Genomic DNA, 12,612 nt, shown 5'->3' with positions numbered 1-12,612 from the left:
GAAATTATTTGTTAAGCAAAAATCAAATTACAGCAATATGCAAGAATGTTTTTATATACCTATGAATATATAAAATGAGTTAGTAGATAGAAACAAATATAAACTCAAGTTTCAATTAGGATATGATCCGGTCAGGGTTAATCCAATTTTAAACTAATTAAACATAGTTTGAGTAAAATTATGTCTCACATCTAGTGCGATCAACAGAACACGAAAAGGGCAGGTTTACGCAGCATAAGCTGGTTCTTTACCGGGATCCGGGATATCGGCTTTTATGGCCAGGCGTATTCTTACTCTAAGGTTTGTCGTGTTCTGAGCGGTTTTTATATTCATATTTCGGTTGAGACAGGAACTCGCTGTGTGATTTGTCCTTCTCAAATCCTACGTTTACCCTTTGTTAAATTAACAAAAAAGATATATGAATTGTAAACTGAATAACTAAATTTATTATGATTGCACACGGATAATCTCAAAGACGGATAATCTCAAATCAAATCTCAAATTGATATATTATATAGAGATCTCAAATTGGTAGGGGTTCGAATTAATGATCTAGAATTAAATTCGATAATCTCAGGAAAGCTCAATATCTTATTAATTGATAATTCCATGACAGAGTTGAGAGTTCAAATTAATTCGCCTTAAATTTGCCAGTTTCACTTTAAACATGCCTGTATCAAATTTAATGACAGACTTAATATCAAATTTACTGCAAATACCAGAATCTTATCACATTACTTTCTTCATCGGGGAATTTTTGAAATGACTGAACAATCCGCACATGAAAAATACGAATTTAAAAAGAAGCTTGAAGGCCTCAGGGATAAGAAGGGAAGAAGTACTGAGCTTATTACCATTTACATCCCTCCTGACAAGCAGATTTTCGACGTCACAAACCAGCTGAAAGATGAGCATGGACAGGCTGCAAACATTAAGTCCAAGCTTACCAGGACGAACGTACAGGGAGCCGTTGAATCTCTGCTCTCAAGACTTCGATACCTGGACAAAGTTCCTGAAAATGGAATCGTATATTTTACAGGGGCTGTGGATATCGGAGCCAACAAAACGAGCATGGAAAGTGAGGTAATTATCCCTCCTGAACCTATTACCGTTTACAAGTACCATTGTGATTCCTCTTTCTACCTGGAACCTCTTGAGGATATGCTCAAGGACAAAGGTACCTTTGGGCTTCTGGTTCTTGACCGCAGGGAAGCCACAGTAGGGCTTCTGGTAGGAAAGCGGATCCAAGCTTTCCGTAACCTGACTTCAACAGTTCCTGGAAAACAGAGAAAAGGTGGTCAGAGCGCTCACCGTTTCCAGCAGCTCAGGCTCATCGCAATCCATGATTTCTACAAGAGGATAGGAGATGCTGCAAGTGATATTTTCCTTTCTGTCGAACCTAAAGATCTCAAAGGTATCCTGATAGGTGGGCCTTCTCCGACAAAAGAAGAGTTCTATGCCGGGGAGTTTATGCACCATGAACTCCTGAAGAAAATCCTCGGGCTTTTTGATATAGCGTATACAGACGAATCTGGCCTGTCCGAACTGGTCAATGCTGCCAGTGAAAAGCTCCAGGATCTCGAACTTATGGGCCAGAAGAATGCTGTCAAGGCCTTTTTCAAAGAATTGATTTCTGATTCAGGCAAGGTAGCCTATGGGGAAACTCAGGTCCGAGCAAACCTTGAAATCAATGCCGTGGAAACGCTTTTGCTCTCAGAAGATTTGCGGGCTGAAAGGGTGACCACGAAATGCAGTGTTTGCGGATACGATAATAAATGGACGCGGCGCTGGAAGCCAGGAGAAGCAGCTCCCACAGCCGGGAACTGCCCGAAGTGTGGTTCTTCCCTTGATGTTACGGATGTTACCGATATCGTGGACGAGTTCTCAGCGCTTGCTGATAAGAGTAACGCAAAGGTTGTTTTTGTGTCTACGGACTTTGACGAAGGTTCTCAGCTAATGAATGCCTTTGGAGGCATCGCTGCAATCCTGAGGTACAATACCGGAATCTGATCTCCCCCAGGAGGCCAGATCCCTTATCCAATATTTTTTACCCAATATTTTTTACCCAATATTTTTTACCCAATATTTTTTACCCAATATTTTTTACCCAATATTTTTTACCCAATATTTTTTACCCAACACTTTTTTACCCAATACTTTTTTAATTAAACTGTCATTAGATCAGTGGATCAGAAATTAGTAAATTAAAGTTATCACATTATTTTTCATAATTTTTACAGGTGGTTTATCTTGTTCCTTGAACTCAAAGCTCAGGCTACATCAATCTTAAAAGACGCTATCCGAAAGGTCGGGTTTGAGATTGAGGATTCCGAACTTTATTTCGAAACCTCTTCTCATGCTGATCTTGCGAGCAGAGCTGCCTTCAAACTTGCCAGCCTTCACAAACAAAATCCGAAAGAACTTGCGTCCTGCATTGTTTCTGCACTTGAAATTCCGGACGGATCGTATATCGGAGAAGTAAGTGTCTCTGGCCCTTACATTAACTTCCGAGCAAGCAGGCACTATCTGGACGGGACAGTTGCTGCAGTTCTGGAAAAGAAAGAGAAATTCGGGTGTGGAGCCCCCAAGGATAAAATTCTCCTTGAGCACACCTCAGCAAACCCTAATGGTCCTCTGCATGTAGGGCACATTCGCAATTCCATTATTGGGGACACTCTTGCCCGCATTCTCAGGCGAGCAGGGTACGATGTAGAGGTGCAGTACTATGTAAATGATATGGGCCGCCAGATTGCGGTAGTTTCCTGGGCATGCGAACGCTTCGAGCTTGACCTTTCCAGAAAATCCGATGCAGCCATTGCTGATGTGTATATCAAAGCCAATGTTGAGCTGGACAAAAATCCGGAATACATAAAGGAAATTGATACCCTTATGGAAAAGGTAGAAGCCGGGGATGTCAGGACTATTGATAGTTTTGATAAGGCAGTTTCCCTAGCTATTTCCGGAGTTAAGGAGACTCTTCTTCGCTTGAACGTAGTTCACGATAAGTTTGTCAATGAATCCCGTTTTCTTAAATCCGGCGCAGTGCACGATATTGTCGAGCGGATCAAGGCGACGGGGAGGACAAAAAAGGACAAAGGAGCCCTTGTAGTAGACCTTTCGGATTATGGGTTTGAGAAGACCCTTGTTATCCAGCGCTCAAACGGAACCTCTCTTTATACCACAAGAGACCTTGCCTACCACGAATGGAAAGCCGGACAGGCAGACCGCATAATCGATGTTTTCGGAGCTGACCACAAGCTGATTTCCGGCCAGCTCAGGGCTACATTGAACGTAATAGGGGTCAAGGAACCCGAAGTCGTTATTTTCGAATTCGTTTCCCTTCCTGAAGGCTCTATGAGCACCCGTCGCGGCCAGTTCATAAGTGCAGACGACCTTTTTGATAAGGTTACTGAAGCTGCTCTCGAACAGGTTGAAACCCGTCGTCCTGAAACTTCTTACGAGTTCAAGAAGCAGGTTGCGGAAATGGTCGGAATAGGTGCTGTGAGGTATGATATAGTCAGGGTCTCTCCTGAAAAATCCACTGTTTTCAACTGGAAAGAAGCTCTGGACTTTGAAAAGCAGGGTGCTCCATATATTCAGTACTCCCACGCCCGCGCCTGCAGTATCCTCGAAAAAGCAAAAGAGGAAGCAGCCTGGGATTCCTCCATGGAAATCGATCCTTCTCTCCTTGTCGAGGATAGTGAAATCTATCTGATCAAGAAGATGGCAATGTTTGACAGCATAATCGACCTTGGAGCCCGCGAACTAAAGCCCCATGTGCTTGCAATCTATGCCCGCGAACTAGCAGACGCTTTTAACCAGTTCTATCGTTTTGTCCCTGTTATTGCTGCCGAGGATGAAAAGGTCAGGGCTGCAAGGCTGGCTCTTGTGGACTGTGCAAGGATCGTGCTTGCAAACTCTCTTGATACTCTGGGAATCGCAGCTCCTGAAGCTATGTAACAAAAAAAAGCTAGAGATAAAAGATAGAAAATAATTGATATGGGAAAGAAGAAAAAGGAAGACTAAAAGAAGAAGAAAAAGACAAAGAAAAAGGAAGATAAAAAGAAGACGAAAAAGAAAATCCTAAATAAAGGTATTATCTATTCTTCCTTTCTTATTTTTCCCTATTTTACTTTTTTAATTTATCGTTCAGATGCGATTTGCCGTTTAAATGCCTTTTATATCTGCTTGAGATCCTGGCAGTTAAAAACACCCATCTATTTCTGTATAGAATGTCTTTGAGATAAATATAAAATCTTTTACAGCAAAAATGATAGTACTTTACAAGTACTGCTGCAGAGATATTATGATCACTATAAATGAAGCTTTTCAGAAATTTTTGAATGAACAGGAAACCTGTTTGAAACCTGAAACTTTCCTGGATTTTGAAGATGTAATTCTTCTTTACGAAGAATTCCTGGAATTCAGTGCCGAGGATTTTCTTTCGGAGGAGGACAGAGACCTTTACACTGTCCGGCACGAACACGACAATAAGAATTATTGTGACATTTTTGGCCCTGAGTACCTTACCGCATCAGGAATTAAGGATTTCCTTGATGACTATGTGGTTGAAGTTGGAGGAGGCAAAAAGTTCACAGGCACAGCTGCTAAAGTCCTTGATAAATTCTTTGAATGGACTCAGAAAAAAGGTTACATTGACGAGAAATTTCTTGAAGTAAACAGTGAAGTCCTCAGGAAATATAAGAAAAGGTATTAGAAAATGTATTAGAAAAGGTATTGAGGAGATCTTTGCTGGAATGAAAACTGGAGAATTCGGTTTTTTAGGCAGTTTCCTTCTTTCCCTTTTTTCTGTATTTCTCAGTTTCTTCAGCAAACCTTTAGAGGTTTTTTCTTCTGGTGGAGATATGTGGACCAGAACTTCTCAAAAACCATGCAAAATTCTAAAAAATCAGAAGAGTGATTCTTCTATGGAGATGCCATGAAGACGATAAACGAAGCTTTTCTGGAATTTTTAAAGGAGCAGAAAAGAGGCCTGAGTCCTAGGACTTATAATGACTATGAAAATTTAATCTCACTTTTTGAGGAATATCTGGATGTTTGTGCTTTTGATGACCTGTATGAAGAGGATCAGGAGCTCTATAAAGAGAAACAGAAGAACGAGCATAAAGAATACTGCCAGATTTTTGACCTTGAGTATATTGCGCCTTCAGATATTGAATATCTCCTTGAAGATTATCTGATTAATGATGTTGGAGGGAGTGCAACTTTCGTTGAAACTTCAAGACGATTTTTCTGTAAATTTCTGCCCTGGGCTTATGAAAAAGAGTACCTCGATCCCGAGCATTATAGTGAACTTGTTGATGTTATAGGAAATATAAGAAAAAAAGGGAAAAAGGCCGCTTCTCAGGTCCAGAAATTTGGCAGTGCGCTCTGCGATTATGTGGACGCGCATCCGGCTGAAGAAAGTCCAGAGTGGAAAGAGGGAGATTTCGAGATAAGGAGGATTGAGCCAGGAAAATTATGGGTAGAGGATTACCTGGACCCTTACAGAGAAATCGGACCTGTTAAGGTTTCGGAAGATGTAAGCTCGCTGGCAAAAGTGGGCTGGTACCTTAATTGCGGAATAGTAAAAATGGGGGACTCTTGGCAGATAATGTATATAGAAAGGATTTCTTCCCGTTGTCCTTATTGAAAAGCTCGGCACTTTCTGGAGTTATCGAATATTTTTCTGGGGATTTTTGGACGAAAAGGAAGATCGCAGAAAAGGTTGATGGAAGGTCGATGGAATGAAAATCACAATCAGTAAGTCTATTCATGAAATTTTAGAGGAATTTCTTACCGAGCAGCAAGTTCGCCTTAGCTCTAAAACCTATTTGGGGTACGAAGAAGCAATATCTTTTTTCAGGATGTATCTCAATAACTTCGGGCATCAGCATTTGAATAGGGCTGAGACTAAAAGATATGAGAAACTTGAAGCTTCTGAAAACAAGCAGTTCTGGGAAATTTTTGGCCCTGAGCACCTGAGTTCTTCGGAAATCTCTGATTTTCTTGCTGATTTCATGGTCAGAAAGGTTGCAGGCAGCAGGACCCTTATGGAAACCACAGGCAGAGTAATGTATAAACTGGTGAAGTGGCTGCATGAAAAAGGTTACATGTCGGATACAGAATATGGAGAAGCGGCCAAAAACGTAAAAGAGCTTAAAGCTGACCTTCCGGCAGTTGGGGAATTGACCGACCTGATCTTTGATTATGTTGAGAGACACCCGGTTGAATCCCAGTATACCAGCAACCTTGATGCATATTTCAAGATCGTAAAAATTGAGCCTGGAAAACTCTGGCTCGAAGACTACCTGGAATCCGGGAAGTGCATCGGGCCTGTTATTCTTCCCGAGGAGATTAGTTCAAAATGCAAGGTAGGATGGACCACTTCTCTCTGGGTTGCAAAAACGGGAAAGGTCTGGAGGATTCTGGAAAGCGGGAACATGTATCCGTAATGATATCTGGTTGAAAAGTCTTTTTAAACCTTACTATACCGTCTATGGAATTCGATGAGAACTGGATTTTTTCATTGGGTTTTGAAAAACTATAAAGTATAAATTCTATAATTATATCCTCAGAGGATGAACTATGAGCAATAACGAACCTGTAAAGCAGAAGAAAAACGCTCTAATTGATATGACAGATGGTTTTGCAGGCCCCTATCTTGATGAAGATTATAAAATGCTGTGCTGAAAGCTGATCGATAAAATGAGCCGGAAAAGGCAGGTACCTTTTTCTTTCCGGCAGGCTGAAGATTTGGGCGGTTGCAGTGGTTTATACATTTGGGCAGATCAAATTTCTTTTTGATAAAGGTTTTGAGTCTTACGTAAGTTATTGATCTCTGTGATTATTTTGGGACAAGCCAGAGCACAATCTCCTAGAAAGCAAAGATAATTTGAGATATATTCAAAATGAGGTATTTCGATGAGGAATTCTCCACATAAAGGATGCAAAAGTAGAATCCTTTGGATAAATTTGTAATGGTCGATGGGTTAATTGTCCCTGTTTCTGCTGTTATGAAAGTATTGGAGAAAGAGGAATCTCGGTTCCGAAAAGAACTCTAATTGGAAGACGAAGATTTTGAAACTAAAGAAAAATAAGTCCGGTTCCCATTTCCCTAATTTTGTCAGCTATACTTAAGAATCTTCATTCTTTTTGTTAATTCTGATCGATTCGGATATTTTTGTTTTTTGTTTTTGTCAATTATACGTGAATATGGTTTTTTATTCAAATTAATTCCAATAATTATAATACTTGATACTGTCTTACATAACAGGTATGCAAAACATCACTTTTATCGATGGAGGCAGCCTTCCCACACCTGAAGGTCTCACGAGGGAATGGGTAAAGGCTGCGGCTGAAAACCGGGATGAAGATGAGAAACTCTTTTCCATGATAAGAGAAGCTTTTCGGAGGAAAATCGAGCTGGGAGTTCATGTTCCCACTTATCCCCAGTTTAGAGATATGATAGGTCAATTCCTGGATATTGTCAAAGATGAAAAGAACTGTTATGAACCGTATGTGCTAAAAGAAGAAAATGCAAAGATCCTTGAGCTGGAAATAATTGATGAGGTTGCAAAGCAGTATAGAGAAGAGACCGGTGAGACTCTGGGAGTGAGGGTTTGTGTTGCAGGTCCTACAGACCTGTACCTTAAAGCCTTCGGGACAACGGCTTATGTGGATGCATACCATATCCTTGCGCTGGACATCGAAAATTTTATAAAACAGGCATTTAAAACCGCGAAAAATTTCGAAATAAGAATTGTGGCTCTAGACGAACCTAGCCTCGGAATTAACGATAGGATCCCTTTTTCTGATCCTGACATTGTCTCTGCTCTTACCGTTGCCTCCACTTATGCTCGAAAACAGGGAGCAGATGTGGAAATTCATTTACATTCCCCATTGAAGTATAAGCTTGTTTGTGAGACTCCTATCAATGTCATAGGCTTTGAATATGCGGCGACTCCCTCCTACATAGACATCCTGGAAAAAAAAGTGCTGGAGGACTCGAATACTTACATCAGGCTTGGGGTATCGAGGACCGATATTTCCAGTCTCATAGGTATTATTAATGAAACCTATGGAGTTAATGCCTGGAAAGAAAAGGAGTATATGCAGAAAATCGTTACTGACCTCGAAACTCCAGGTGTCGTGAAAAAAAGGCTTGAAACGGCTTATTCTATTCTCGGGAACCGGATAAAGTATGCAGGTCCGGATTGTGGGCTGGCTTTCTGGCCGGACCAGGATCTTGCTTTCAAACTTCTTGAAAATACGGCAAAAGGCATCAATGAATTTAATGCAAAAAAGAAAGATCAGGAAACTTAATTTAACTAAATAGCTGAGTAAATATCTTTCTTCTTAAAGATTAGATTTTCCCGATTCTTTCGTTTCTATTTTTTGTAATTTTTTTCTGTCTTTCCAATAATGCTAAATTCTCACAGGTCTACTAAGAGGATATGGATGAAATCATCTTTGACGATATCGGAAGTTACCCCCTGCCTGAAGGAGTTAGTAAGGAGTGGGTCCGAAACGCCTTTAAAACGAGAGCAGAAGATGAGAAACTCTTTACGGTAATCAATGATGCCTTCCAGCAGAAAATAGATGCAGGTGTGGAGGCTCCCACTTATCCCCAGTACCAGGACATGAATGAGCAGTTTCTGAAGGTTATCCGGGATTCTAACTGCTGTGACAGTCCATTTGAGGTTAAACTTGAGTGCGCCAGGATCGAAGAGCTTGAAGCTATAGAGAAGGTTGCAAAAGCCTATAAGGAACATTTCGGAGAGACTCTGAAAGTCCGAATCTGCGTAACCGGCCCAACCGAACTTTACCTGAAGGAGTTTGGAGGTACACGGTACACGGACATCTATTCTCTTTTTGCAAAAAGTGTAAACAATTTTGTCAGAAACTCAATGAGATCTGCAAAGCATTTCAAGATTGCAACAGTTTCTATTGATGAGCCAAGCATAGGACTGAATCCTGAGCTTGCCTTTGATGAAAATGATATTATTTCTGCCCTTACCGATGCCTCAAAAGCGGCCAGTAAATGGGGCGCTGATGTAGAGATCCATCTCCATTCTCCTCTCTACTATAATTTTGCCTGCGAGACTCCTACAATTAACGTTATAGGAGTAGAATCAGCAGGTACTCCCTCCTACCTGGAGCTGATCGACAAAAAAATGTTGGAAAACACGGATTCTTTCCTGAGGCTTGGGATTGCAAGAACTGATATCTTCAGCCTGGCAGGAGTCCTTAACGAAAGGTACTGTACTAACATCTGGAAAGATCAGCAGTATCTTCCGGAAATTGTTACCGAACTCGAAACCCCGGCTATTATAACAAAAAGGCTTAAGCTTGCTTACAGGCGTTTCGGCAACCTGATTAAGTACGTGGGTCCTGACTGTGGGCTGGGTGCCTGGCCTAACCAGAGAATAGCTTTCATTCTGCTCTCCAACGTAGCTCAGGGTATCAGGGATTTCAGGGAATCTCTCTGACCCTAAATTTTAATTCGTTTTTTGTAAAACCTGCATCAGCAAGTCAATAGCTTGAAAGGTCAGGCTTCATTTATCTCTCCAGTAGAAGCTAAGCAGGAACATAGAATTCTTTGAAAAATAGTCGATAGATATCAAAGCACAGTGGAAATAAAGGGGTGATTTATGTAATTGACTTTTATAACTGTTTTACAATAGATTTTATAATTGGTTTTTAATTTCAGAATTTCTGATCATTTCTCAAGTCTTCCGTGCCTTCTGTCAATATCATCCATCATGTCCAGCATCTTGCGAATAGCAGTTCGGATAGCATCGGATTGATTGACAAATTTCTTGTTATCTCCCACATGCTTGTTGAGGTCATCCAGAAGCTCTTGAGGGATTTCAACACTTACTTTTGGCATTAAAGTTGCACCCATTTAGATATTTTAGATATATTGAGCCTTTTAATCACTAATTTTTTTTCAAAGATGCTATTTTTATCTCGTTGAGAAAAAGCTTGATGAAAAATAGATTCTTTAAAATTTAAAAATTTTGAAAAATAGATAGCGGGCCCGAAGGGATTTGAACCCCCGGCCTATGGATTAAGAGTCCATCGCTCTGCCTGACTAAGCTACGGGCCCACGCATTGTTATTCTCATTGAATGAACGACTCTCACAATGGATCTTTAATTATTTATAGGTTTCGGCATGAGTATACGCCCTCCGAATCTTTCCGAACTTGAATCTGAATTTTATAAGGATTTGTTTCGGTCTTCTTAGGGAAAGTTACTCCTAATAAAACCTTATCCTTAATATAAAAAATTATTTTATTCAGAGTAATTTTATTTTTTACATGAATTACTATTGTTTTTGTATCTTCAAAATGAGAAATCAGAAGTCTGGAATTCAGGCATCGGATATTTTCCGAACTTTATTATTTTTCTTTTTTGGAGAATTTAAAGCAAAGCGTTATATACAAGCGAATATGAGTATGACCAATTAATTGACTTATCCGAAGCTCTATTGGGGATCAGTTAATCAAGTAGAATGTGTACTTCCTGAATTTGGATTCTCAAGTTTGGCTTGTTAAGTACTGTTTTTACTCTTTTCTGTCGATGGAGCTCTCTTAAGCTGATTAATAGAAGTTAATAAAGGAATGAATCTGATGTTTAGAGATGAAAGTAATTCTGTGCCCGTTGAAGAGGGCGAAACTTACGATGTAACTATTCAGGATATTGCTCGCCAGGGAGACGGCATCGCCCGTATCGAAGGTTTCGTAGTCTTTGTCCCGAATACTAGTGTTGGCGATGAAGTCCAGATTAAGGTCGAAAGAGTACTTCCCAAATTTGCATTTGCAAGCGTTGTCGAGTAAATGCAGTTAAGGAAATCAAATAATTAAATTTAAGTAAGTAAATTAAAGGAATGGTTTTTCATGTTTAGAGAAGAAAGTCGCTCAGTCCCTGTCGAAGAGGGCGAAGTCTACGATGTAACAATTCAGGATATTGCTCGTCAGGGAGACGGCATTGCACGTATTGAAGGTTTTGTAATCTTTGTCCCGGGCACCAAAGTTGGCGATGAAGTCCAGATTAAGGTCGAAAGAGTACTTCCCAAATTTGCATTTGCAAGCGTTGTCGAGTAAATGCAGTTAAGGAAATCAAATAATTAAATTTAAGTAAGTAAATTAAAGGAATGGTTTTTCATGTTTAGAGAAGAAAGTCGCTCAGTCCCTGTCGAAGAGGGCGAAGTCTACGATGTAACAATTCAGGATATTGCTCGTCAGGGAGACGGCATTGCACGTATTGAAGGTTTTGTGGTCTTTGTCCCGGGCACCAAAGTTGGCGATGAAGTCCGGATTAAGGTCGAAAGAGTACTTCCCAAATTTGCATTTGCAAGCGTTGTTGAGTAAATGCAGTTAAGGAAATCAAATAATTACATTAAATTTAAATAAGTACATTTAAGGAATGATTTTAATGTTCAGAGATGAAAGTAGCCCTGTTCCTGTTGAAGAAGGCGAAGTCTACGATGTAACAATCCAGGATCTCGCTCGCCAGGGAGACGGCATCGCCCGTATAGAGGGTTTTGTGGTCTTTGTCCCGGGCACCAAAGTTGGCGATGAGGTTCGGATTAAGATCGAAAGGGTACTTCCCAAGTATGGTTTTGCCAGCCTCGTTGAATAAGCAGGCTATTTCAAACGAAAAAAGAGTGAGACTGAGAAATCATATCTATATATAATTCTTCAGTCTCTTTTTCATTCACATACGTTAGTTAACTTCTGAATTTCTCATTGCCGAAGTTCTTTTTCTTTGACCTTTTCTTGATCTACTCCAGTTTTATTTGTATTTAGTGACTGACTTTTTTTTAATCTGAGCTGCTAATTTATTTAGGCTCCTCCAACATCAGTACGTAAACTGAGGATTAAGAATGCTTATTTTAGGTAACATATATTTGTTGCACGACAATTTTTTTAATTAAACTTATTTTATCGTGTAAGATTTATAAATCTCCGAATATCCGGGTTGATATCTCAGTTTCAGGCATCTGATAGTGAACATTCGATGCTATTATATAATAGGTATTCAATCATATTGTGAAAACTCAATTGGCAAAATTTTTGCAAATGCTTTGCAGATAAAACATTTGTTCTACAGTGATAACCGGGGAAAGTATCCCAAAGTGATTTCGAATGATCCGTTTTATCAAGTACCATCCCAGGTCCAATACTTACGTGATCGAAAAAAGAGCTTTTCTTGAGGAGAACCTTATTCTGAACGGCAATTTAATTGTCGGGCAGGAAGTGAAGTTCTGGAAAGATCTCACAGTGACTGGCAAGCTTGAACTTGGAAAAGGTTCGGTAGTTCAGGGCAACGTAAAAGCCAGAGGTGCCCTTGTATGCGCAGGGACTAAAATTCTGGGAAATATAGAAACGGTTTCTGAACTTGTCCTTCTTGATAGAGCTAAAATAAACACTGCAGCCTGTCAGGGGGATATCCGGGTCAGGCCGGGGTGTGTTATTGGTTCTGTAAAAGCAGACGGTACTCTTGAACTTGTGGGAAAAGTTATTGTCAGGAAAGTAGAGCCGTTAACGAAAGTGATTATCCGGGCCGAAGAATAATCGTATCTCTCTAACGAGCTTTCAACTTCT

15 protein-coding genes and 1 tRNA gene are annotated in these 12,612 nt (G+C 40.2%); 14 read left to right on the top strand and 2 right to left on the bottom strand.

Annotated elements, in window-relative coordinates; all coding sequences use genetic code 11:
* The first annotated feature begins 762 nt into the window (after positions 1 to 762).
* From prf1 to RG963_RS15000, 9 genes are all read left to right on the top strand, one after another.
* A complete protein-coding gene (gene prf1 / locus RG963_RS15040) occupies positions 763 to 2,010 on the top strand; it encodes a peptide chain release factor aRF-1 (protein ID WP_310577095.1) in 1,248 nt (415 codons plus the stop codon).
* 240 nt (positions 2,011 to 2,250) lie between these two features.
* Positions 2,251 to 3,960: an arginine--tRNA ligase gene (gene argS / locus RG963_RS15035; RefSeq protein WP_310577094.1), complete on the top strand. Its 1,710-nt coding sequence runs from the start codon at positions 2,251 to 2,253 to the stop codon at positions 3,958 to 3,960.
* Between the two features lie 346 nt (positions 3,961 to 4,306).
* Positions 4,307 to 4,717 (top strand): hypothetical protein, encoded by a 411-nt coding sequence (locus RG963_RS15030; RefSeq protein WP_310577093.1) that lies wholly within the window; start codon positions 4,307 to 4,309, stop codon positions 4,715 to 4,717.
* On the top strand, positions 4,683 to 4,943 hold the full coding sequence (locus RG963_RS15025) for a hypothetical protein (RefSeq protein WP_310577092.1): 261 nt from the start codon (positions 4,683 to 4,685) through the stop codon (positions 4,941 to 4,943). The genes RG963_RS15030 and RG963_RS15025 overlap by 35 nt, the downstream gene beginning before the upstream one ends.
* On the top strand, positions 4,940 to 5,653 hold the full coding sequence (locus RG963_RS15020; RefSeq protein ID WP_310577091.1) for a hypothetical protein: 714 nt from the start codon (positions 4,940 to 4,942) through the stop codon (positions 5,651 to 5,653). The genes RG963_RS15025 and RG963_RS15020 overlap by 4 nt, the downstream gene beginning before the upstream one ends.
* A gap of 94 nt (positions 5,654 to 5,747) precedes the next feature.
* The gene (locus RG963_RS15015) at positions 5,748 to 6,455 is read left to right on the top strand and encodes a hypothetical protein (protein ID WP_310577090.1); all 708 of its coding nucleotides are present in this window, start codon (positions 5,748 to 5,750) and stop codon (positions 6,453 to 6,455) included.
* 314 nt (positions 6,456 to 6,769) lie between these two features.
* Positions 6,770 to 6,838 carry a hypothetical protein gene (locus RG963_RS15010; protein ID WP_310577096.1) on the top strand — a complete coding sequence of 23 codons (69 nt, stop codon included), beginning with the start codon at positions 6,770 to 6,772 and terminating at the stop codon, positions 6,836 to 6,838.
* Positions 6,839 to 7,278: 440 nt separating this feature from the next.
* Positions 7,279 to 8,325: a methionine synthase gene (locus RG963_RS15005; RefSeq protein WP_310577089.1), complete on the top strand. Its 1,047-nt coding sequence runs from the start codon at positions 7,279 to 7,281 to the stop codon at positions 8,323 to 8,325.
* Positions 8,326 to 8,456: 131 nt separating this feature from the next.
* Complete coding sequence (locus RG963_RS15000; RefSeq protein ID WP_310577088.1) at positions 8,457 to 9,491, top strand: methionine synthase; 1,035 nt, start codon at positions 8,457 to 8,459, stop codon at positions 9,489 to 9,491.
* Positions 9,492 to 9,721: 230 nt separating this feature from the next.
* Here RG963_RS15000 and RG963_RS14995 read toward each other — a convergent pair whose 3' ends face one another.
* Complete coding sequence (locus RG963_RS14995) at positions 9,722 to 9,892, bottom strand: ribbon-helix-helix domain-containing protein (protein WP_310577087.1); 171 nt, start codon at positions 9,890 to 9,892, stop codon at positions 9,722 to 9,724.
* Positions 9,893 to 10,037: 145 nt separating this feature from the next.
* Positions 10,038 to 10,111: transfer RNA gene (locus RG963_RS14990), tRNA-Lys, on the bottom strand.
* Positions 10,112 to 10,635: 524 nt separating this feature from the next.
* On the opposite strand from RG963_RS14990, the gene RG963_RS14985 reads away from it, so the two are divergent.
* The 5 genes from RG963_RS14985 (at position 10,636) to RG963_RS14965 (ending at position 12,582) form a co-directional block, all read left to right on the top strand.
* On the top strand, positions 10,636 to 10,842 hold the full coding sequence (locus tag RG963_RS14985) for a TRAM domain-containing protein (protein ID WP_310577086.1): 207 nt from the start codon (positions 10,636 to 10,638) through the stop codon (positions 10,840 to 10,842).
* A 60-nt stretch (positions 10,843 to 10,902) separates the two neighbouring features.
* A complete protein-coding gene (locus RG963_RS14980) occupies positions 10,903 to 11,109 on the top strand; it encodes a TRAM domain-containing protein (RefSeq protein ID WP_310577085.1) in 207 nt (68 codons plus the stop codon).
* A gap of 60 nt (positions 11,110 to 11,169) precedes the next feature.
* Positions 11,170 to 11,376 (top strand): TRAM domain-containing protein, encoded by a 207-nt coding sequence (locus RG963_RS14975; protein WP_011306043.1) that lies wholly within the window; start codon positions 11,170 to 11,172, stop codon positions 11,374 to 11,376.
* Positions 11,377 to 11,440: 64 nt separating this feature from the next.
* Entirely contained in the window at positions 11,441 to 11,647 is a 207-nt protein-coding gene (locus tag RG963_RS14970) for a TRAM domain-containing protein (RefSeq protein ID WP_310577084.1), read from the top strand.
* Positions 11,648 to 12,153: 506 nt separating this feature from the next.
* The gene (locus tag RG963_RS14965) at positions 12,154 to 12,582 is read left to right on the top strand and encodes a polymer-forming cytoskeletal protein (RefSeq protein ID WP_310577083.1); all 429 of its coding nucleotides are present in this window, start codon (positions 12,154 to 12,156) and stop codon (positions 12,580 to 12,582) included.
* Positions 12,583 to 12,612 lie beyond the last annotated feature (30 nt).

This window comes from Methanosarcina baikalica (genome assembly GCF_031461075.1).
GTDB classification, from domain to species: Archaea; Halobacteriota; Methanosarcinia; order Methanosarcinales; family Methanosarcinaceae; genus Methanosarcina; species Methanosarcina baikalica.
This window is presented reverse-complemented; position numbering and strand designations above follow the sequence as displayed.